Genomic DNA, 21,734 nt, shown 5'->3' with positions numbered 1-21,734 from the left:
CAGGTTCCGGTGGCTCTGAAGTGCCTGTGTGCGTCGGCCGGAGTGATGGGCTCAGGGGCGGTTCAGGCGACGCGGATCGCCGTGCTGTCACGCACCACGACCTGCCCGCGCATCATCAAATGGACTGCTTGCGCACGATCCGCGAGCGCGAGGCGGACCGCCTCGGCACCTGCCTGCGCCAGTGGCAGCGACACGGTCGTCAGCCGCGGTGTCACGTCGATCGCGAGGTCGATGTCGTCGAAACCGGTCACCGAGACGTCGTCCGGCACCGCCACCCCGGCAGCCCGGAAGGCGGACATCGCGCCGATGGCAATGGTGTCGTTGACGGCGAGGACCGCGTGGGGCGGCTCCAGCCCCTCGGCGACCAGCCGCCGCGCCGCGTCGAACCCCCCTTGGCGGCTCACCGCGCAGTGCGAGATCCGGATGTGCCGCCCCTCGACGCCGCCGCCGCGGAGCCCGGCCATGAAGCCCGCGGTACGGGCGGAGACGTTCCCCTGCCCGCGCGCGCCGGCGAGGATCGTCACGTGCCGGTGCCCCGCCCCGGCGACGTAGGCGGCCAATTCCTTCGCAGGGCCGTGATTGTCGAAGCCGATGGAGTCGAACGGCATGTCGGTGTCACCGACGATCACTACCCGGCCGCCCTCGCGTTCGTATCCGAGCAACTCGTCGAGCAGACGCCCGCCGAGGGCGTTCGTATCGAGGCGGCTCGAGGTCAGAATGAGCGCACGCGGCCGCAGAGCACGCTGCAGCCGGACGGTTTCGAGCTGACGCTCGGCGGTGCCGTGGGTCGACGAGACGGTGACGAACGCCCCCGCATCACGAGCCCGCCGTTCCATCGCCGCGGCGACCATTCCCATCGACGGGGTCGTGAGGTCGTCGCCGGCGACCGCGATCGAGTCGCTCACGCGCCGCATCGCCCGGGCCGAGGCGTCCGCGGTGTAGCGCAACGCGGCCGCGGCGGAGAGGACCCGCTGCCGGTATTCCTCCGCGACCGTCCGGGAACTGCCGCCCAGCACGCGTGACGCGGTCGAGACCGACACACCGGCGGCCGCCGCAACGTCACGCAGGGTGACGGTCGGCCTAGCTGAATGGGGCATCGTGCCGTCCCTCCCGCACCACGAAAACGAGCCGCCGTCGACGCTACCCGAGGATATCCCTGGCCAGGCCGCCGACGTGGGTGCATGAACGCCGGTGACCGACTCGGGACACGGCCGCCCGGCCGGAAGGTGGTCGTGCCGGCCCGGTCGGGGTTCGGCCAGGCATGGACGACGTGGTGAGCGGCCGGCCCACGACGTGACCCTCGGTAGTCACTCGGCACCTTCCAGGTGATGTGCGGCACGGTGCACAATGTGCGGCATGGAAGAAGGAACGGCAGCGCCTGTACGGCGTCGCGGGGAGGCCGTATCCGGGGAGCGCCAGGTGACCCTCCATGATGTGGCGCGCACGGCGGGCGTCTCACAGGCGACGGCGTCGCGGGTGCTCAACGGCAGCGTCCGCAACGTCCGGCAGGAGAACATCGACCGTGTGCTCGCCGCCGCCGCGGAACTGGACTACGCGCCGCACCTGTCCGCCCAGGCGATCGCGCGGGGTTCGACGAACATCGCCGCGCTGGTCGTCAGCGGTGTCGACGACCCGTACTTCTCCTCCATCGCGGCAGGGGTGGCGCCTGCAGCGGAGGCTGCCGGACTCATCGTGACCATGGCGGTCGCGGACCGCTCCCCGGAGCGGGAACTCCAGATCGTCGCGACGCTGCGCGGCATGCGCCCCCGCGTCATCATCATGACCGGCAGCCGCATCGACGGCACCGGCACCCGCGACGCACTCGTCGAGGAGCTCGAGGCCTACCGGGAAGCGGGCGGCAGCGTGGTCTTGATAAGCCAGCACGACCTGCCGTTCCACACCGTCAGCATCGACAACTACGGTGGAGCGCGGCAGCTTGCCCGCGCGCTGGTAGGGCTCGGCTACCGGCGGTTCGCGGTGGTCCGCGCGGGGACCGGACTGAGGACGTCCCGTGACCGGTGCAGCGGCTTCGTGGAGGGCCTGCGCGAGTTCGGCATCGACGTCGACGAGCGGCTGGTGGTCGAAGCCGAGTTCAGCCGCCGAGGGGGTGGTGCGGCGGCCCGGGAGCTCGTTCAGCGGGGACTGGACGGCACGGAACTCGTCTTCGCGGTCAGCGACGTCATGGCGATCGGTGTGATGACCGCGTTCCGCGACGCCGGACTCGTCCCTGGCCGGGACATCGCCGTCGCCGGCTTCGACGACATCGGCCCGGCGGTGGACGTCGTCCCGGAGCTGACCTCCGTGACCGTTCCTCTGCAGCAGGTCGGGCTCCGTGCGATGGAACTCGCGCTCTCGGACGACGACGCCTCGCGGATCGTCCCGGTCGCCGCGAACGTCGTCCTGCGGGCCAGCACCCCGTTGCTACGGACTGAGCGGTAGCGAGTGAGACGAAGACCGCCGGTGCCGGTCCGCGTTGGTGTTTCTGTGCGCACAAGCACCCTGCCCCGGCCGCCGAGGGGCGGCCGGGCACGGTGAGGGCAGGGCCCTGGTCGACGCGGATGATGAGTGAGGGGTGGAAAGAACGGCGGAAGCGGCTCAGGCGAGCGAGACCCAGACGCTCTTGGTCTCCGTGTAGAGGTCGATGGCCCCGCGTCCCATCTCCCTGCCCCAGCCGCTGGACCGGAAACCGCCCCAGGGAGCCGCGGCGTCGACGGGGTTGGGCATGTTGACGAACACCGTCCCGGACCGGATGGCGTGGGACACCCGGTGAGCGCTCGCGATGTCCCGCGTCCAGACGGACGCGGCGAGGCCGTACTCGCTGTCGTTGGCGCGGGCGATGGCATCGTCCTCGTCGTCGAAGGGCAGCACGGCGAGGACCGGACCGAAGATCTCCTCGCGGGCGATGCGCATGTCGTCGCGGACGTCGGTGAAGACGGTCGGCTGGTAGAAGAAACCGGCCCGGTCGGCCACCTCGCTGCCGCCGGTGAGCAAGGTGGCGCCCTGCTCGATCCCCGAGCGCACCAGGGCGTCGACGCTCGCCCGGTGCTCCGCCGTCACCAGGGGGCCGAGCTGAGCGGCGGGATCGTTCCCCGGGCCGATGGGCACCGACTGCGCCGCCTTGGCGAGGCGCTCGGCGAACTCGTCCGCTATCGAACGGTGGGCGTAGAAGCGGGAGTAGGCGGCACACACCTGGCCGCTGTTGACGAGGGCCCCCTGCAGGGTCCCCGCGACCGCGGCATCGAGGTCGGCGTCCGCCAGGACGAGGATGGGGGTCTTGCCGCCGAGTTCCAGCGACACCCGCTTGAGGTTGCCGGCCGCGGCCCGGACGATCTCGCGGCCCACCTCGGTCGAGCCGGTGAAGGAGACCTTGTCGACGCCTGGGTGGTCGATCAGCGCGCGGCCCGTCTCCGCTCCGCCCGTGAGCAGGTTGACGACTCCGGCGGGGATCCCCGCCTCCTGGCACAGTTCCACCAGCCGGACGGTGGTCATCGGGGTCTGCTCGGCGGGCTTGACGACCACCGTGTTCCCGCAGGCCAGGGCCGGGGCGATCTTCCAACTCGCGATCAGCAGGGGGAAGTTCCACGGAGTGATCAGTGCGCAGACGCCCACCGGCTCGCGCCGGGTGTACTGGAAGACCCCCGGGATGGACACCGGTTCGGTCTCGCCCGCGATCTTGGTGACCCAGCCGGCGTAGTAGCGGAAGTGCTCGGCCGCTCCCGCGACGCTGATGGCGTGGGCGATGCCGAGGGGTTGTCCCTGGTCGCGGGTCTCCAGCGCGGCGAGTTCCTCGGCGTGCTCCTCGATCAGGTCGCCGATCCGCCACAGGACGCGGGCCCGCTGGGCCGGGGTGAGGCCGCTCCACTCCGCGCTGTGCAGGGCCGAACGGGCGGCGGCCACCGCCGCGTCGACGTCGGCGCCGGACGCCTCGGAGCAGCGTGCGTGCGGCTGCCCGGTCGCGGGGTCCAGGGTGTCGAACTCGGCGCCGGAGGCGGCTGCCTGCCACTGGCCGCCGATGGACAGGGTCTGGGCGGTGCTCATGAGGACTCTCCGAGGACGAAGTCGGCGCAGCGCTCGCCGATCATGACGGCGGGTGCGTGGGTGTTGCCCGAGGGGACGGCGGGCATGACCGATGCGTCGGCGACGCGCAGGCCCGGTACGCCGTGGACGCGCAGCATCGGGTCGACCACCGCGTCGGGACCGGTGCCCATACGGCAGGTGCCGACCTGGTGGTGGTAGCTCATCAGGGCCTTCTTGGCGTACGCGGCGATCTCGGCATTCGTGACGACGTCGGGACCCGGAGCGATCTCGAAGGAACGCCAGTCGCCGAGTGCCTGTTGCCGGCCGATCTCGCGGACCTGCTTGATCGCCGTCACCATGGCCGCGAGGTCGTACGGGTCGGCGTAGTACTGCGGATCGAGCGCGGGCGGCTGGGTGGGGTCGGCCGAGCGCAGCCACATCCGGCCGCGGCTGAGCGGACGGATCGTGCCCGCCATGACGGTGTAGCCGTGCCCCTCGGCCGGTACGTCGTAGCCGGCCACGGGGATCGGCGCGTGGGACATCAGCGGCTGGAGGTCGGGGGCCGTCATCGTCGGATCGGTCTTGGCGAAGTAGTGGGCCTCCAGCTTGTTCGCCGTGCCCGGCGGCAGCGGACGGCTCGACTGCCACACCACCGGGACGAGCGCGTGATCGTGCAGGTTGGCGCCCACTCCGGGGAGGTCGGCGGCGACGTCGATGCCGAGCGTGCGCAGTTCGTCGGCCGGGCCGAGCCCGCTGAGCAGCAGCAGCTGGGCCGAGCCCATGGTGCCGCCGGAGAGGATCACGTCACCTGAGCAGCGGATGGAGGCGGTGGAGCCGTGTCCGATCACCTCGACGCCGCGGGCGCGCCCTGACTCGATGATCACCCGGGAGACCGGGGACCCCGTCATCACGGTGAGCAGCGGGTTGTCCAGCACGGGCTGAACGAAGGCGGTCCAGGCGCTGATCCGCTTGCCGTCACGGATGGTGCGGTGCAGCAACTGCACACCGAGGATCTCCTCGGCGTTGCAGTCGTCGTTGCGCGCGATCCCGTACTCCTGGCACGCCGCGATGAACGCGCTTGTCACCGGGTGGGGGTCGCGGTTGCGGGTGACCGGCAGCGGGCCGCCCGTCCCGTGGTAGTGCGAGGGCCCGTCCTCGAAGTCCTCCGAGCGTCTGAAGTACGGCAGGACCTCGTCGTACGACCAGCCGGTGGCCCCGTGGCGTTTGGCCCAGTCGTCGTAGTCGGAGCGGTGGCCCCGGACGTAGATCATGCCGTTGAGGGCACTGGATCCGCCGAGGACCTTGCCGCGCGGCCAGAAGACCTGTGTGCCGTCCGCGTGTTGCTGGGGTTCGGTGAGGTAGGCGTAGTCCTCGGGGGCGTTCCACAGTTCCCAGGAACGGCCCGGGTCGTGGATGGCCGGGTTGTCGTCGGCTCCCCCGGTCTCGATCAGCAGGACCTTGCGGCCGGCGTCCACCAGCCGACGTGCGATGACGCAGCCGGCGGATCCGGCGCCCACCACGATGTGGTGGTAAGTGGTGTTTGCGGCTTCCATGACCGGAAGCGTGCGGCCTGGAAGCGGTCCGGGCTTGCGGTGTGGTGCACGGGTTCTTGCGTTGTCGTGCACGGTGTCGCGATGCCGGCCGGTGCCGTCGCCGGGCACAGCCCTAGCCGCGCCCGGCCTCGGGCGGATGCGGGGCCCGGCCCGCGCGGACTTCCCGGGGGCTCATGCCGTAGGCGGCCTTGAAGGCATGGCTGAAGTGAGCCGGGTCCGGGAACCCCCAGCGACCCCCGATGGCGCCTACCGACAGGTGCCTCAGGGCCGGATCACCGAGATCGCGCCGGCAACGGGCGAGACGCTGCTCCCGCAGCCAGCCGGAGACGGTGTAGCCCTCCTCGGCCATGAGCTTGTAGAGATGGCGACGCGAGACGCGATGAGCGGCCGCGATCTCGTCGGGGCCCAGCGCCGGGTCGTCCAGGCGTTGCTCCATGTACGTCAGGATGCGCCGGACCAGCAGGTCCCGGCCCTCGTCTCCCGGTGCTCGGTCCACGCCCACGTACTCGGTGAGCAGCGTTCCGATGAGGTCCGCCACGTTGTGGCCGAGCCGGGGTGTGTCGAGGGACTCGGACTGCTCCACCTGCCGAACCAGCCCGTCCAGAAAGGGACGCACCAGAGTGCCGATGCCTTGGTGGCACGGCACGCGGGTCGCCGCGACCCGCGCCAGATCGCGTTCCGGCATGCGGAGCAGGTCGCGCGGGAACATCAGGACAAGGCCCCGGTAGGGCCGGTCCAGGTCGAGCGAGTAGGGACGCCGGGTGTCGTAGACCGCCAGATCGCCCGCGCCCAGCTCGGTCTGGTTGCCGCCCTGGGAGAGCACGCACCGCCCGTTGAGCAGCAGGTTGACCTTGACGTAGTCCGGCGGTGCGGATCCGATGTGCCGCCGGGTACGGGCGATGGCGTGCGGTTGGGCGGTGATGACGGAGACCTGGACCGGGCCTATGCGGGCCGTGTGCAGCTCGGCACGGAAGTCCGGGGTCTTGCGCGGCAGCGCTTCCAGGGGAACGAAGCTCTGGCTGACGACGTCCCGCCAGAACTCGAGTCTTCGCTCCGAGGTGTCCTCGGCCGGCGTCACTATCGAGGGCATGCGGTTCTCCCCTCAGCGAACTGGATCAGGGCACCGAGTTCGATTACCGAGTCAACCTAGGGAGCCGCACTTCAGCGTGTCAACGGGTCGCGGCGGTCCGGATTCAGGCCTCCGTGGCCCCGGCGAGGAGCTTGGTGATCCGCTCGGCCGCCTCGGCGAGGGTGGGCGCATGGTCGGTGAAGCCGGGCGTGCGCGTGGTCGGCACGATGACCGCCAGACTGGCGACCACCTCACCGTCCCCGTCGCGTACCGGCACGGCCAGGCCGTACGCGCCGACGCGCAGCTCGTCGTGCGTGACGGCGTAGCCCAGCGCGCGCACCTCGGCGAGGCGCCGGGTGATCCGCTCGGGTTCCTCGGTGCGCGCGGCAAGGGTTTCGCGTTCCTGCTCGCCGAGGAAGGCCAGCAGCGCCAGGCCGCTGGCACCGAGGGTGATCGGGTGACGGTAGCCGAGCTCGTACTGGGCGCGGACCAGGTGGTGGGAGCCTGCCACCTGCTCGACGATCACCACTTGATCGTCCTCGCGGACGGCGAGCACGAGCGTCTCGTGCAGCCGCTCCGCCAAGTCGGTCATCACGGTCCGGGCGACCGCCCGCAACTCGGGCTCGAACTGCCCGGCCATGCGCATCAGCGCCGCCCCGAGGGCGTACCGGTCGCCGCGCTTGAAGACGAATCCACGACCCTGCAGCGTGGCGAGCAGCCGGTGCACGACTGTGCGGTTCATGCCGGTGGCCCGGGCCAGTTCTGCCGGGGTCCGGGCGCCCTGGTCGGCGATCCGCAACAGCAGGACCAGTGCCTGATCGGCGGTCTTGGAGATCTCCATCGCTGCCTTTTCGAACGTGGGACATCGTAAAACGAACGATAGCCATGCCCACAACAGCCCGTCGAGCCCATGGCGCGGCGCGTTCGCGCTTGTTGACAAGCCTCTCGCCGTCACCTCACGATGAGGCTCAATGAATCGAACTCATATGTTCGTTTAACGAACCGCAGGGAGAGTCGGGTCACGTGCCTTACTTCATGCAGATGGGCGAGACGCCCCGCACGCGCCACACCCAGTTCCGCCGGCCGGACGGCGTCCTCTACCGCGAGGAGCTGATGGGCGAGGAGGGCTTCGTCTCGGATTCCTCGCTCCTCTACCACCGGGAGACGCCGACCGACGTGGTGGCGGTGGACGCGGTGGAGGGAGCCCGGCCCTCGCTCGCGGCGAACTTCCCGCTCAAGCCGCGGCACCTGCGCCCGCACGAGCTCACGGGCAGAGGTGACCTGGTCCGCGACCGGCACGTGCTGCTGGGCAACGACGACGTCGTCATGAGCTACTCGGTAGCCGACGAGCCCTCCCCGCTCTACCGCAACGCCATCGGCGACGAGCTGGTGTACATCGAGGAGGGCAGCGGACGGTTCGAGTCGGTGTTCGGCACCCTGCAGGTCGGCAAGGGCGACTACGTGATCGTGCCCACCGCCACCACCCACCGCTGGGTCCCGGCCGACGGCGACGCCCTGCACGCGGTGGTGTTCGAGGCCTCCGGACACGTGCGGCCGCCGAAGCGCTTCCTCTCCGAGGCCGGGCAGTTCCTGGAGAACGCGCCCTACTGCGAGATGGACCTGCGGCGCCCCGAAGGCCCGTTGCTCGCCGAGGGCACCGACATCGAGGTCCTGGTGCGCAACCGGGACGGCGTCACGCGCTACGTGCACGCGACCCATCCGTTCGACGTGGTCGGCTGGTTCGGCTGCCTGTACCCGTACGCCTTCAACATCGCCGACTTCTCGCCCGTCACCGGCTCCCTGCACCGGCCACCGCCGGTGCACCAGACCTTCGAGGGCCCGGGCTTCGTCATCTGCTCCTTCGTGCCCCGTCTGTTCGACTACCACCCCGACGCGGTGCCCGTCCCGCCGTTCCACGCCAACGTCGACTCCGACGAGGTGCTGTTCTACGCCGACGGCAGCTTCATGAGCCGCAAGGGCACCGGCATCGGCCAGGGCTCGGTCTCGCTGCACCCCGCCGGGTTCATCCACGGCCCGCACCCGGGCAGCATCGAGGCCGCCCTCGGCGCCCGGCGGACCGAGGAGACCGCCGTCATGCTCGACACCTACCGGCCCCTGCGCCTCGGCACGGCCGCCATGGACTGCGAGGACCCCGCATACCTGAGCAGCTGGCGGGTCCGGCGATGAACACACCCGACCGGGAGCTGCTGGCGGTGCCCATGCGCACCCCCGCCTCCGCGAACGAGATCTACTCCGGCGTGGCCCGGATGGCGGGGACGCTGTGGTGCACCCGGCACCGGGCACGGCCGGGGAGGATCGCCCGCACCGCGGTGGTCGCCGTCCACCCGTCCTCGAACTTCCTCGGACACTACGCGCTGGGCGCCTTCGCCCGCGCGGGCGTGGACGCGATCGGCATGACCACCCGCTACATCGGCAACGACACCGCCCTGCTGCTGGAGAACTGCGTCGTCGACGTCGGGTCGGTCGTCCGGCATCTGCGGGAGGAGGGCTACGAGCGGGTCGTGCTCTTCGGCAACTCGGGGGGCGGGGGCCTCGTCTCGCTGTACCAGAACCAGGCCGAACACCCCACGATCACAGCGGCCCCGGCGGGCGGAGGACCCGACCTGACCCAGGCCGACCTGCCCCCCGCCGACGCGCTCGTCCTCGCGATGGCCCACCCCGGCCGGGCCCAGTTGCTCGCCGAGTGGCTCGACCCGGCGGTCCGCAGCGAGCAGGACCCGTTCGACCGCGACCACGGCCTGGACCTGTTCGACACCCGGAACGGACCGCCGTACACACCGGAGTTCCTGCGCCGCTACCGCGCCGCGCAGGTCGCCCGCAGCGAGGCGATCACCGCCTGGGCCGAGAAGAAGCTGGCCGCACTGGACGAGCGCGGGATCGCGGACATGCCGTTCCTGGTGCACGGTGTCTGCGCGGACCCCCGGTTCCTGGACCTGTCGCTGGACCCGTCCGACCGCGAGCCGGGGACGCTGTGGGGCGACGCGTGGAACGCGAACTTCCAGCCGGCCGCGCTCGGGCACTACACCACCCTGCGCTCATGGCTGTCCCAGTGGTCCCTGAGCCGTTCCCGCGGCGACGGCCCGGCCAGGCTGCGCACCGTCGACACCCCCGTGCACGTCGTGTACGGCACCGCCGACCAGGGCTGCTTCCCCTCCCACGCGCGGGCCCTGTACGACGCGGTCCCGCACGACCGCAAGGCGCTGACACCCGTCAAGGGCGGTAAGCACTACCTGGTCGGCCAGCCGGAGCTCACCGCCCTCATGGTGGACACGCTCCTGGCCTGGCTGGACGACGTGCCGGCATGACCCGCACGTCACCCCTTCCACCACACTGGGCGACGGGACGGCCGACGTCCCGGGGCGTACGCAGGAAAGGCCCTCACCGATGTACTTCGACTACGTCACCCACCCCGTCCACCTCCCCGGACCGACCGACGGGAGAGACCCCGCGCGCCATCGCGTCGTCATCGCCGGGGGCGGCCCCACCGGTCTGGCCCTCGCCCTGGGACTGGCCCGGTACGGCGTGCCCTCGGTGGTGCTGGAGTCCGACCGCACCGTCTGCGTCGGCAGCCGGGCCGCGTGCCTGTCGCGGCGCACGCTGGAGATCATGGAACAGCTCGGCGCGGCGGACGCCTACCTGGCCAAGGGGCTGGCCTGGACCGGTGGCGTGAGCTACTACCGCGACACCGAGGTGCTGCGGTTCGCGATGCCGCACGACGAGAACCAGAAGTTCCCGCCGATGATCAACCTTCAGCAGTGCTACGCCGAGCAGTACCTGCTCGACGCCGCCGACCGGTACGGCGACGGCCTGGTCGAGGTCCGCTGGGGCAGTCGCGTCGAGGCCGTGCGGCAGAACCCGGACGGGGTCGACCTGGAGGTGCGCACCGACGACGGCGACACCTACACCATGACCGCCGACTGGCTGGTGGGCTGCGACGGCGCCCGCAGCACCGTGCGCGAGCAGCTCGGCCTGCGCCTGGCGGGGACGGCCTACGAGGGCCGGTACGTCATCGTCGACGTCGAGCTGAAGACCGACCGGCCCGCGCTGCGCTACGCCTGGTTCGACCCGCCGTCCAACCCGGGCTCCACGCTGCTCATGCACCGGCAGCCCGACGACATCTGGCGCCTGGACTACCAGTTGCGGCCGGACGAGGATCCGCAGGAGGCGGTGCGGCCGGAGAACGTGATGCCGCGGGTGCGCAGCCACCTGCGGATGATCGGCGAACGCGACGACGTCGAACCGGTGTGGATCTCGGTCTACAAGGCCAACGCGCTCACACTCGACTCCTACCGGCACGGCCGTGTCCTGTTCGCCGGGGACGCCGCGCACCTCGTCCCGATCTTCGGCGTGCGGGGCATGAACTCCGCCATCGACGACACCCACAACCTCGCCTGGAAGCTGGCGTTCGTGGTGAGCGGCCACTCGCCGGCCGAACTGCTGGACACCTACTCGACGGAGCGGGTGCACGCCGGCCGGGAGAACATCCGGTACGCCTCCAAGAGCACCGAGTTCATGGCGCCGCCCTCCTTCGCGTTCGACACCATGCGCACGGCCGTACTCGGCCTGACCGCCGAGGGACACACCTGGGCCTCCTCGCTGATCAACCCGCGGCAGACACAGCCGATCTCCTACGGGGGCTGCGGATTCACCGGTCCCGCCGACGTTTTCGACGACGGCCCGCGCCCGGGCGACGTCCTGCCCGAATGCCCCCTCACCCTCCCGGGCGGCAAGGAGGGCCACCTCACCGACCTGCTCGGCTCGCGGATCACGGTGCTCGCCTTCACCGCCGACGGCGAACTCGCCCCCGAGCTGCGGGCGGAGCTGGACGAGCTCGCCGCCGAGCCGGTACCGCTGGCCACGGCCGTGATCTCCGCCGCGCCGACGCGGACCGCGTCCCACGACCACACCGGGCGCCTGTTCCCCCTCTACGGCGCCCAGCCGGGAACCGTCTGCCTGATCCGCCCGGACGGGCACCTGTACGCACGCCGACAGCACCCGGGGCCCGGCGAGATCCGGGCCTGGGCCAAGGCCATGACCGCCGGACGCGGCATCGGAAGGGACACGCGGTGAACGCCGAACAACTGGACGAGATCTACTCGGAGATCTGCCACCGGATGACCGCGGCGGGCGAGGACGGGGCGCTGCTGTACCTGAGCCGGCTCGCCCTGCTGCTCGCCCACGAGGTGGACGACGCCGAACGCGTCCGCACGGCCGTCGAGACGGCCGCGACCCCCGACGGCGGCCGGTAACCCCCTGTCCAGTGCGCGCTTCTGGAGGAAGCTTGCGACTCGACTCCATGGGTGTGGACGACCTTCGCGTGGTGTCCGACAACTGCGGCGTGGACGACCGGGGCCCGGGCATCCTGCTGCGCGACCGTCGGCTCTCCCGCGTCACCGCCTCCTACATCTGCGAGAACAAGGAGTTCGCCCGTCGGCACCTCACCGGCGAGTTGGAGGTCGGACTCATCACGCAGGGCACCCTCGCGGAGAAACTCCGCGCGGGAGGGTGCGGCGTTCCCGCCTCTGCACACCCGCCGGCGCCGGAACTCCGCTCGCCGACGGCGGCCCGCCCTGGCGCCACGGTGGGCGGGCCGCCGGGTGGTTCGATCAGGGCTGGAAGGGCATGGTCCAGCAGTTGGACGCGGTCGGCTTGCCTTCCAGCCGGTCGGTGAGCCAGGAGATCGCCGCTCCCTGGTCGGTGAAGAGGGGGGCGAGGTGGTTGGTGAGGATCCTGTCGCCGAGGTTGGGCAGGTTGACGGCCTCGTAGGTGACGTTGCCACCCTTGCGGCACCAGTCCACGGCCAGTTGGCGGGCCTGGCGGTGCGGCACGATGTCGTCCTGGATGCCCGTTGCCACACGGACCGGACCGGCCGGCTTGAGCGTCCCGATCCGCTGTTCGTCGAGGACGGCCTGGGCGCGGGGTTCCGCGGCGATGATGTCGGCGAGGGATGTGCCGCTGGCCGTCCACGCCGTGCTCCGGCGGAAGCCGTAGCTGAGGATCGCGTCGCCGACGCACATGGTCGACGTGTCGGCGAGGGCCTTGCGTCCGGTGTCGTTGAGGTTCGCTTCGAGGAGGGTGCGCACTTCGGGGTAGGACTGGGCGAAACCGTTGATCGACCAGCCGAGGGCACTGACCAGGGCGCTTCCGTCGATCCCCTTCATGACGGAGGTCAGGTCGGCGGGCGGGGCGCCCGCGTAGGTGCCGGCCAGTCGGACGTCGGGCGCGTACGTGGGCTGGAGTTCGGCCGCCGACGCGCTGGCCCCGCCGCCCTCGCTGTAGCCGTACAGGCCGACACGGGAAGCGGAGGTGAGGGACGTGCCGGGGACAGCGCGCGCCGCACGGACTGCGTCCAGCACCGCGTGCGCCCCGTCCAGGCGGTTGACGTAGGTGTGCAGACGGTCGGTGGCGCCCAGACCGACGTAGTCGGTGACGACGACGGCCGCGCCGGTGGCGAGGAGACGGTAGATCGCCAGGTTGTCGTAGGCCACGGACAGGGTCTCCCCGCTGACGGTGAGCGGGTGCTGCAGCGCGAACGAGGGTGCGCACTGGTCGCCCTGGCCCATCGTCCCGGAGGCCACCGCCACCAGGGGGCGGGGTCCGTCGCCTTGCCACTGGGCCGACGGCTCGATGTAGGCGCCCGTCACCGCGACGGCTTGGCCGTTCGAGTCGGTGGACTTGTACATCAGGCGGGTGGCCGTGCCGGGCAGGGGGCGGCCGTCCAGGCCGGGCAGCGAGACCCCCAGAGGCAGGGCTTCGTGCCGGATCAAGCTGCCGTTGGTGGCGGGTAGTTGGGCCGGCGGGGTGTAGAAGGCCGGGATGGTGACTCCCCGGGACACGACGGGTTCGGTGGCGCTGGCCGGGGTCGCGCTGGCACAGGCGCAGGCCACGGTGGCCAGCGCGGCGACGGCAAGGCGGTTGATTGTGGAACGCGGTCGGGTTCTGTAGCGGCTCACGGTGCACTCCTCGCGCTGCTTCGTTGCAGGGTGCGCGAAAAACTAGCACCGTTAGTTAAAGTCGATAACAGCTTGGCAGGTCACGGCCTGGTCACGATGTGCAGGAGTGAGTCCGTGGTGCGTGCAGCGATCGGGCCGTACCGCCAAGACCTCACCCCTGGCGAGTGGCGGCCTCCCGGAGGACGCTCCGCACCGTGTCCGGTGCCTCGCCCGGCCTTCGAACTCGGCCGTTTCGTCGTACGGGTGGCGATGCCGCGCCACTGCATCATCCGGCTGCAGAAGAACCTGCGCCTCACCCAACCGGTCGGGCCGGGTGCACGCCGCCCTCGTCACGACGTGCGCGCCCGTCACGCGCGTTACACCACCCGTACGCCCCATGCGCTCCCCAACGCCCCTTCACACCCCAGGGCATCAGGAACCGTAAGCCTGCGCACGCCTTCCTACAGGCATGTTCCTGAGACGGCGGACACCGTTCGTCATCGTGCTCTGGGCGAACCTGCGGCGGCAGGCCGGCCCGCTGGCCGCGCTCGTCCTGGCCGGCGTGCTCGTGGCCGTGGCCTGGGACGGGCTGTACGCCCGAGGCAGGTGGAGAGACACCGGCTGGGTCTACATCGGTGAAATGTGCGGACTGGCGGCGCGAACCGTCGGAGTGGGATGCGCCGTGCTGCTCGCCGGGTGGCAGGGCGGGTCGGAGGCACGCGATGACGCCGGTTGGGTCGCGACGGCATCGGCCAGGGGTGGAGTGACCTACCAGTTGATGGGGCTGGCCTCGGGAGTCGTGTGGCCGTTGGCCGGCTATGTGCTGGCCATGACCGTCATGGTGGCCTCCCCCTATCCGCAGGAGCCGGTGGGCCGTGCGCCACTCGACATGATGGCGGTCGACGGGGTGATGCTCACCGCCTTCTCCTGTGTGGCCTATCTGGTGGGCCGGACCGTACCGCTGCGAGGAGTGTCCGTTCTCCTCGCAGCGGCCGCCGTGGTGCTGTCCGTCTCCACATGGAGCGAGCCGCTGTTGGGTCCCCTCGCCCATCTCCGGTTCACCTACCGCGGGGATACGGTCCCGGGCGGAGCCGAGCTGGGGGCGCCACCCGGTCCGGCCGTCTGGCTGCCCTGGTGCAGAGCCGTCTTGCTCGCCGCGGTGGCGGCGACCGCTGTCCTGTCGTGCGCCCGACGGTGGAAGACATCGGGTGCCCTGATCGTCATGTTGACGGTGGCCCTCCCGCTCCTGGCCCTCACGCCGCAGTCCCGCGCCTCAGGGTCGGTGCTCAACACGAGAGAACTGCGCTGCAGGGGACACGATCCCGCTGTCTGTGTCTCGTCCGCGTACGAGCCACGACGACAGCATCTGGAACACGTCGCCGTACGCCTGTCCCGACGGATGGAGGGCGCCGGCCCCACCCACTACCTCCTGACCGAGGACAGTTCGCGCGAGTGCCGGGACAGCGACGGGGTCGACCACGCCTGGACGGTCGGCATCTCGGCACGGGAGGACATCAGTCTGCAAGGCCTCGCCGGTTGCCTCATCGCATTCTCGCCCCACCAGGAGCCCACGACGGCAGAGGCCCGCGCGCTGTATCTATGGCTCACGCAGGAAACGCCCTCGCACGGTTCCACGGCCCACGCGCCGTCCACCGCCGACCGGTTGGCCCGCCTCTCCGCGCCAGAGCGCGCGCATTGGATCGGCCGGTATCTGGCAGCCGTCGAGCACGGCAGCCGCCCGCCCCGCATCCCCGCCCCCGACGGAGGAGAACCGCGATGATGCCCTTCCCCCAGCCACCACCGTGGCTGCGAGCCGTGCCCGGACTGCGCTGGCCGTGGCTGCTCGCCGTCACCGGGGTCTGCTCGGCGGCCGCCTGGCTCGCCGCGACAGCCGGCGAGGAGGACTCCCTGCCTTTCCTGCTGCTGATCGCACCGCTGCTGCCTCTCATCTGGGTGGCTGCCAGCTACGGAGGCAGAGCCGATCCTTTCGCACCCGTGATCCGCAGCACTCCGGCCGGCGGACTGCGCCTGCTGATGCTGCGCACCGGTGTCGTACTCGCCATCTGCCTTCCCCTGCTCCTCGTCGCCGCCATGACGGGCGTCGGCGTGTCGCCCTGGGCGGCCGCCTGGCTGGTGCCCAGCCTGACGCTGACGCTCGTCACGCTGATCCTGGGTTCCTACATCGGCTGCGCCCTCGGCGCGGTCGTGACCAGCGGTACATGGCTGCTGGTGACCGCCGCCGTCGCCCGGCTCTCCATGCGCCAGGACGGCAAAGTCAGCTCCTTCAGGACCGTCCTGCTCCATGTGCTCAAGAACCTGCTGGACGGCGGCGCCCAGTTCGTGTGGGGAGTCGCGTCCGGTGTACTGGCCGCCCTTCTCGTCCTCCGACGGCACTCCTTCAACGATCTGAGGTCCTGATGATCAGCGCCACCCGATTGACCGTCCGACATCGCCGCACCACCGCTGTGGACAGCCTCGATCTGGACCTGGGGCACGGTGTGCATGCCCTGCTCGGGCCCAACGGAGCCGGTAAGAGCTCCCTGCTGCGTGTCCTGGCCACGGCCGCGGCGGCGGTGGAAGGAGAACTGAAGCTGCTGGGGCGCGATCCGCGGCGTCCCGCCGAGCGCCTGGAGATCCGCCGCCGACTCGGCTACCTACCACAGACATTCGGCATGTTCCGGGGCTTCACGGTACGGGAGTGCGTCAGCTACGCCGCCTGGCTGAAGGACATGCCGAACCGTGGTGCCCTCGACGCGGTGGAACGCGCCGTGGACCAGGTCGGCCTGACCACACGGATGGATGCCAAGTACCGCACCCTCTCCGGCGGAATGCGACGCCGGGTCGGGATCGCCCAAGCCCTGGTGAACCACCCGCAACTGCTTCTGCTCGACGAACCCACCACCGGCCTCGACCCGGCCGAGCGGGACCGCTTCCACGCTCTGCTCCGGCAGTTGAGCGCCACCACGACCGTGGTCGTCGCCACCCACCTCATGGAGGACGTGCACGCCTGCTGCGACAGCGCGCTCGTCCTCCGTACATCCCGCAAGGTCTTCCTCGGGTCCCCGCAGGAGTTGGAAGAGGCGGGCGGCTACGCCGGAGTCCTCGCAGACGGCGCCCATGCAGGCAATGCCCGTTGACGGAGACAGCCGTTGACGACGACCACGAGGCTGCACATCTGCCTCACCACTGCTGTGCCGCCGGTCTGACCGAAACCGGCGGGCAGACGACGCTGCTCGGCGGAGGAAGGGCAGGCTGCGCGAGGAAGCGGTGGGGCGCCTGGACCGCTTCAGCCGTCCAGTCTGCGGGCTGCGGGTCCGGATCCAGCGTGTGCTCAGCCATCCAGGCGTCACAGGGCACACGGTCCTGGACACAGCACTGCCCGTGATCGGCATCGCTCTCCCGCGCCGACATCTCTTGAGGCTCTCACCGCGCCGCCCGTCATGCTCGCCTGTGGCCGCTCACATCCACGCTCGCCGTCCACGACGACCGGCCGGTCATCAGCAAGCCCCGATCCGTTCCAGGGCATCCATCTGGCAGTCAACCGCGCGACACGGGAAGGCGACACGCCGGTGTTCCTGACCGCCGAATGATCCAGACTCGCCGACCCGACCTGCGCCGACACGGCGGGCCAGGCCCCGCCGCACCATCTCGGCGACACCGGCTGGGTACGGGAGGGAGCGCCGGCGGATCAGGTGGTCCTGGATCGCGATCTGTCCGAACGGGTCGGCACAGGAGATCGCGGGGACGCGGGTCCGCGCTCACGTACGTGGGGGCGCGCGAGTATATGCAGCTCATGAGGCTTGAGCAGTAACCCAGATCACGGCCGGGTCACGGTGTAGATCATTTACGCTCTGGGCAGCCTCGAAGCGCTTCTCGGTTCAACTTTCGTTCTGCGAAGCCCAGTTCGAGTGTGCGGGCGGTCTGGACGTCCGCCTGTTTGCAGGGCCGGGGGGACTCTGCGGTCCGTCTCCCGAAAGGAAGCGCATGTCTCAGGACGTCACGGTCGACCGCCCCTTCGACCCTGCCAGCAAGCCTCTGGAGTACACCCAGGCGGGGAACGCCCTGGCCGGCCTCTTGGTGAAACGCATCAAGGGGTGCACGGAGGAGTACCAAAGGTGCCAGAACGCCGCTCAGCAGCGGCTTGACGCGCTCGGATCCCCCCAGTCCGGCACCACGCTGCATGTGGAGGGAGCCCTCGGTCTGGCGCCGCGCGCGTTCCTCCCGCCCGATGAGGAGGGCTACGCCAGGTTGAGGCGACTCGACACCAGTCTGCGCGTGATCGAGGCGGCCTTCCCCCAAGTCAGCACCGATACCGAGGTCTGCCGACTGACCAGCAGGATGCTGGAAGGGGCCTGGAGGAGCCGGGCACTCACGCCGCCGCGCGAGGAGGAGCAAGCAACCGTCTGCGCCTGCCCTCTGTGCCGTCGGCTGCCCACGCCCCCGGCACGCACAATGGGTGACTACAGTTGGCGGCAGAGCGCCGGTCGTCCCCTCACGGTGAAGACCTGGCCGTACAACCGGGAGCTCGACAGCGTCCTGACCGGTGGATGGTCCTGGACCCGGCAGATGAACGACCTCGAACGAGACCTCGGCCACCGCCACCGCTTCGAGGACGACATCCTCGTCTTCCACGAATACAAGCGCGTCATCGACACCATCGACACCGAGCGCCTGACCCAACTCGTCGAAGGCCGCTTGGCTGAGAGTTTCAGTACCAACAGCGCACGGGCCCTGATCTGCGGACTCTTCGCGGCCCACAAGCGATCCGTTGACGAGTACTGGCTGCAGCAGCACCACGCGGGCAGCGTCACACTCCCCCAGACCAACCCACTCGGCCAGAGCACCTACTCACTCCTGCAGATGCTGGACTGCCTGTTCTGGCACGTCTCACCCGACACCGAACTCTGGCAGGAGGAACACCTCGCCTCCCTGCTGCTGTGCCGCGTCATCGACGACATGGCCGACGTACGAGCCGACGCCCTCACCGGCGAGATCAGCAACTTCTGGCTCGCCGACATACCCACCCACACCAAGGCCCTCTACGCTGCCTGCGCCATCGCGCTCGTCAAGTACGGCTGCATGCCCGAGGCGCATGCCCCGATGTGGAACACCTGGTTGATGACCACCACGATCGTCTGGATGGGGCTCACGGGCCGCCACGCCCTGTGGTTCGACGGCATCACCCAGGGCCTCCCCCCGGCCCAGGCGTGCCCGCTGTGCGACCTGCAGCCCAACCCATGCACCGGCCTCCTCACCCACGGCACCACCCTCACCATCGGCCCGCGGCCGAGCGCACCAGCACTGAGCGCCCGGACCGCTGAGCTTTCCGCACGCTGCCGAGCCCAAAACCCCCAGGCATGGCCCCTCTTCGACGCCGAGCTCCATGCCTTCGAAGCACTGCACGGCCCCTGGCACGGCAACATCGACAGCACATGGGAGATCTTGCGCCGCACCTACATCGCCGCCGTGGAGGCGTCCAGCGCCGCACCGTCCACAGCCCGCGCCCGTCATGTCCAAGAAGACGCCGGCGTAGTCGGATCCGAGAATTTCCACACCCTGCACGACCCTCGAACCGGGAGGGAAGACACCACACTGCTCGCCTACATGTTCGGCTGCGCCCACCCGCATTTCCTATGGAACGCCACGGGATACCGTCCCACGGACGTAGCAGGCGACTGGCTCGACGGCTGACGCCTCAAATCCTGTTCCAGAACCCAGTGGACGGTGGTGGGGACGACGTCCTCACCACCGCCCTGTACCAAGTCCCTCGCACCCTCCAGGACGTCCTGCCGCTCCCTGAGCGAGGAGTGCGCGATGGCGTCGGCGCCGGGAATGCTTGAGGAGCGGAAGAAGCGGGAGACAGCGGCCCGCGCGCGGGTGGAAGGGTCGCGTTCAGGCCGTCGTCGATTGCTGAGCCACGTGACATCCTCAAGGCCAACCTCGGCAGTGGGCCGGAGCGAACCGGCCTACGCGGCATCGTGGATGACGAGCTTGAACTCGGCGAGGGTCAACAGGCGCGCGGTGGCGTCGTTGTGTGTGACACGGAGCGCAACCGGGGTGCCCGGGACAACGAAGATGCCATGGTTCTTGACGTAGTACTGGCCGCCGGGCGTCGGCGTGCGGTGCTCGGTCGCGGTGGTGTCGTTGGGGTTGGGCGTCAGGCCCAGCGGGTCACGGACGTACTGGTCGCGCAGCTCGGTGTAGCCGCCCGTGCCGCTGGCGGACTCCCACTGGATCATCGCGTGCAGGTGGCCCCAGCCGGCTTTGGACGGCCAGATCAGGCCGCTTCGGTCGTCTGTCGCCCAGTCGCTCACCACGTAGCCGTCCGGCTGGACGGCTTGGTGCATCTCGAAGCGGTCCGTCGGCTCCGCCGCTCCATAGGGGAACCGGACGATCTTGTACGTGGTGCCCGGCGAGATCAGCTGAGGTGTATCGACCTTGAGAGAGCAGACCTGCACTCCGGCCGCAACGCCACCGTTCGTAGCCATAGTTCAGCTTTGCCCGCGGCAGACAGGCGCCATGCCCGCGCCGCGGTACCGCGATGCGTCACGCGGCACGATGGGCCAGCCCAGGTCGGTGGTGGGTCGGCGGCCTGGGGTGCGGTGTTCCAGGCGTCGGCGAGGGAATTCACCGGTGCCGCCTTCTGCGGCTTCAGTCTTCGCCCCTCCATCGAGGTACTGCCCAGGCCAGCACATAGCCGAAGCTGTTGAGGGCCCAGTGCAGCGCCGCGGGCGCCAGCAGACTTCCGGACCGGCGCCGCAGCTCGCACAGGACGACCCCGGCTGCGGTCGTGGCGACAACGGCGGCCGCGACCGGCAGCACGCTGCCTGCCGGTCCCGTGCCGAGGACCGCTGCGGCCGCGTTGGCCCGGCTCAGCCCGCGCGAGGGAAGCACGTGCCAGAGCCCGAACAGCAACGACGACACAGCTGTGGCCCACGCAGTACCACGCCGACGCCGCACCATGGCCCACAGGACACCGCGGAAGGCGACTTCCTCCAGCAGCACGGTGCCGGCCGGCACCCGGATCAGCACCCGCCACAGCAACTGCCCGAGGGTCAGGCCCGCGGCGCGTTCGTCCTCGAACGCCTCCCTGGTGGCCGGCACAGCAAGCCCGGCCAAGAAGACCGCGAGAACCGCGCCCACCAGGAGCGGCGCCCACCGCAGCCCCCGGTACAAGGCAACCGTGTCGAGCCCGAGATCGGCGCGGGTGAGACCGTCCCACCGGGCGATCAGCAGCAGCGCGGCAGCTGCCACCACGCAGGTGAGCAGGTAGGCACCGGGCGCGAGCCAATTGTTGAGCAGGTTCGCGCCCACCAGGACGGCGAGGGCACAGAACATTCGCATGGTGTCACCAGCATCCCCTCGCTCCGTCCCACGAGCCGGGATGACGGAACGAGCGCGCCACTGCTGAGGAGTCTTCCGGTCCAGGCGCTCGCGCCGAAGGTGCGCCCGGATGTTCCAGTCGATCTCATCCGCCTCCTCGACTGCGGCCCGGACCTGCTGGAGCATGTGCTCCCAAGCCCCCTCGGCCGGTCACAGCCGGTGGCGTTTCGACCGTCTTCCACGGCCCGAACCGTTCGGTCTGGTCACGCCACCGCGTACCGGTCCCGTGCCCGGTGCATGATCCCGTCGATCACCTGCCGGTGGCCGGCCATCGTGGCCACGCCTGTCGCAGGCCGGCAGGAACACCGCCCGTCTGCGAAGCCGGGTGGCACAACGCGCAGCTTTTCATCCGGAAGTGGTTGCATTGGAAACGGGGCGCGGCCAGAGTCGGGAGGGGGGACAGGAGGCAGCTGTGACCGTCCTCGCGATCTTCCTTCTCGTCATCGGAACGATCTTGATCCTTCTCGGAACGATCGTGATCGCTATCGGGGCAGCCTTGATCCTCATGGGGATGACTCTGATAGCCATTGCGATCTATTTGCTGATCCGGAGAGCGTTGAAGCACCAGGAGCCATAGAAAGTTGCCGATTCAGGGTCTCGCGCCTGAGCACCGTGAGGCCCAACCCTCTCGCTCCCCTTGGAGAAGACGGTGTCCGGCCTGCGGGCGGCCCGGCCGCCGTGGCCGAGTTCGCCGGCGCTGACGGCGACTGCGGGGCTCGGCCCGCTCGGCGACCGGGATCGTCGGGCGCAGCGTGCCGG

The 21,734-nt window shown here is 70.3% G+C and carries 18 protein-coding genes and 1 pseudogene; 11 read left to right on the top strand and 8 right to left on the bottom strand.

The window, feature by feature from the left end:
* Positions 1-62: 62 nt before the first annotated feature.
* Complete coding sequence (locus ACFU3E_RS25485) at positions 63-1,097, bottom strand: LacI family DNA-binding transcriptional regulator (protein ID WP_384162558.1); 1,035 nt, start codon at positions 1,095-1,097, stop codon at positions 63-65.
* Between the two features lie 322 nt (positions 1,098-1,419).
* Between ACFU3E_RS25485 and ACFU3E_RS25480 the strand changes: the two genes are divergently transcribed.
* Positions 1,420-2,439 (top strand): LacI family DNA-binding transcriptional regulator, encoded by a 1,020-nt coding sequence (locus tag ACFU3E_RS25480; RefSeq protein WP_384162555.1) that lies wholly within the window; start codon positions 1,420-1,422, stop codon positions 2,437-2,439.
* A gap of 156 nt (positions 2,440-2,595) precedes the next feature.
* Here ACFU3E_RS25480 and ACFU3E_RS25475 read toward each other — a convergent pair whose 3' ends face one another.
* From ACFU3E_RS25475 to ACFU3E_RS25460, 4 genes are all read right to left on the bottom strand, one after another.
* Positions 2,596-4,038 carry an aldehyde dehydrogenase family protein gene (locus tag ACFU3E_RS25475; protein ID WP_384162552.1) on the bottom strand — a complete coding sequence of 481 codons (1,443 nt, stop codon included), beginning with the start codon at positions 4,036-4,038 and terminating at the stop codon, positions 2,596-2,598.
* Positions 4,035-5,570, bottom strand: coding sequence for a GMC family oxidoreductase (locus tag ACFU3E_RS25470; protein ID WP_384162549.1), 1,536 nt, complete (start codon positions 5,568-5,570; stop codon positions 4,035-4,037). Before ACFU3E_RS25470 ends, ACFU3E_RS25475 begins: the two co-directional genes overlap by 4 nt.
* 112 nt (positions 5,571-5,682) lie before the next feature.
* On the bottom strand, positions 5,683-6,660 hold the full coding sequence (locus ACFU3E_RS25465) for a helix-turn-helix domain-containing protein (RefSeq protein WP_384162546.1): 978 nt from the start codon (positions 6,658-6,660) through the stop codon (positions 5,683-5,685).
* 103 nt (positions 6,661-6,763) lie between these two features.
* Positions 6,764-7,480, bottom strand: coding sequence for an IclR family transcriptional regulator (locus ACFU3E_RS25460; RefSeq protein ID WP_384162544.1), 717 nt, complete (start codon positions 7,478-7,480; stop codon positions 6,764-6,766).
* Positions 7,481-7,662: 182 nt separating this feature from the next.
* Here ACFU3E_RS25460 and ACFU3E_RS25455 point away from each other — a divergent pair, with 182 nt between their 5' ends.
* The 5 genes and pseudogenes from ACFU3E_RS25455 to ACFU3E_RS25435 all read left to right on the top strand — a co-directional run.
* The gene (locus tag ACFU3E_RS25455) at positions 7,663-8,826 is read left to right on the top strand and encodes a homogentisate 1,2-dioxygenase (RefSeq protein WP_384162541.1); all 1,164 of its coding nucleotides are present in this window, start codon (positions 7,663-7,665) and stop codon (positions 8,824-8,826) included.
* Entirely contained in the window at positions 8,823-9,965 is a 1,143-nt protein-coding gene (locus ACFU3E_RS25450; RefSeq protein ID WP_384162538.1) for a hypothetical protein, read from the top strand. The genes ACFU3E_RS25455 and ACFU3E_RS25450 overlap by 4 nt, the downstream gene beginning before the upstream one ends.
* Before the next feature lie 79 nt (positions 9,966-10,044).
* A complete protein-coding gene (locus tag ACFU3E_RS25445; RefSeq protein ID WP_384162534.1) occupies positions 10,045-11,730 on the top strand; it encodes an FAD-dependent oxidoreductase in 1,686 nt (561 codons plus the stop codon).
* The gene (locus ACFU3E_RS25440) at positions 11,727-11,909 is read left to right on the top strand and encodes a hypothetical protein (RefSeq protein WP_384162531.1); all 183 of its coding nucleotides are present in this window, start codon (positions 11,727-11,729) and stop codon (positions 11,907-11,909) included. Before ACFU3E_RS25445 ends, ACFU3E_RS25440 begins: the two co-directional genes overlap by 4 nt.
* A 50-nt stretch (positions 11,910-11,959) precedes the next feature.
* Positions 11,960-12,240, top strand: a pseudogene (locus ACFU3E_RS25435) (CoA-transferase); the annotation flags it as partial.
* Between the two features lie 26 nt (positions 12,241-12,266).
* On the opposite strand, the gene ACFU3E_RS25430 reads toward ACFU3E_RS25435, so the two are convergent.
* Positions 12,267-13,613 (bottom strand): lipase family protein, encoded by a 1,347-nt coding sequence (locus tag ACFU3E_RS25430; RefSeq protein WP_384162528.1) that lies wholly within the window; start codon positions 13,611-13,613, stop codon positions 12,267-12,269.
* A 448-nt stretch (positions 13,614-14,061) separates the two neighbouring features.
* Here ACFU3E_RS25430 and ACFU3E_RS25425 point away from each other — a divergent pair, with 448 nt between their 5' ends.
* From ACFU3E_RS25425 to ACFU3E_RS25410, 4 genes are all read left to right on the top strand, one after another.
* On the top strand, positions 14,062-15,372 hold the full coding sequence (locus tag ACFU3E_RS25425; protein ID WP_384162525.1) for a hypothetical protein: 1,311 nt from the start codon (positions 14,062-14,064) through the stop codon (positions 15,370-15,372).
* A complete protein-coding gene (locus tag ACFU3E_RS25420; RefSeq protein ID WP_384162522.1) occupies positions 15,369-16,010 on the top strand; it encodes a hypothetical protein in 642 nt (213 codons plus the stop codon). The genes ACFU3E_RS25425 and ACFU3E_RS25420 overlap by 4 nt, the downstream gene beginning before the upstream one ends.
* Before the next feature lie 17 nt (positions 16,011-16,027).
* Positions 16,028-16,729 (top strand): ATP-binding cassette domain-containing protein, encoded by a 702-nt coding sequence (locus tag ACFU3E_RS25415; RefSeq protein WP_384162519.1) that lies wholly within the window; start codon positions 16,028-16,030, stop codon positions 16,727-16,729.
* 940 nt (positions 16,730-17,669) lie between these two features.
* The gene (locus tag ACFU3E_RS25410; RefSeq protein WP_384162516.1) at positions 17,670-19,283 is read left to right on the top strand and encodes a hypothetical protein; all 1,614 of its coding nucleotides are present in this window, start codon (positions 17,670-17,672) and stop codon (positions 19,281-19,283) included.
* Positions 19,284-19,558: 275 nt separating this feature from the next.
* Here ACFU3E_RS25410 and ACFU3E_RS25405 read toward each other — a convergent pair whose 3' ends face one another.
* Together ACFU3E_RS25405 and ACFU3E_RS25400 are read right to left on the bottom strand one after the other, a co-directional pair.
* Positions 19,559-20,080, bottom strand: coding sequence for a hypothetical protein (locus tag ACFU3E_RS25405; RefSeq protein WP_384162513.1), 522 nt, complete (start codon positions 20,078-20,080; stop codon positions 19,559-19,561).
* Positions 20,081-20,243: 163 nt separating this feature from the next.
* Positions 20,244-20,936, bottom strand: a complete 693-nt coding sequence (locus tag ACFU3E_RS25400) for a CPBP family intramembrane glutamic endopeptidase (protein ID WP_384162510.1) — start codon at positions 20,934-20,936, stop codon at positions 20,244-20,246.
* Between the two features lie 451 nt (positions 20,937-21,387).
* Here ACFU3E_RS25400 and ACFU3E_RS25395 point away from each other — a divergent pair, with 451 nt between their 5' ends.
* Positions 21,388-21,552 (top strand): hypothetical protein, encoded by a 165-nt coding sequence (locus tag ACFU3E_RS25395; protein ID WP_384162507.1) that lies wholly within the window; start codon positions 21,388-21,390, stop codon positions 21,550-21,552.
* The last annotated feature ends 182 nt before the right edge of the window (positions 21,553-21,734 follow it).

Origin of the sequence: Streptomyces sp. NPDC057424 (assembly GCF_042803315.1) — a bacterium.
In the GTDB taxonomy this organism is placed as follows: Bacteria; Actinomycetota; Actinomycetes; order Streptomycetales; family Streptomycetaceae; genus Streptomyces.
This window is presented reverse-complemented; position numbering and strand designations above follow the sequence as displayed.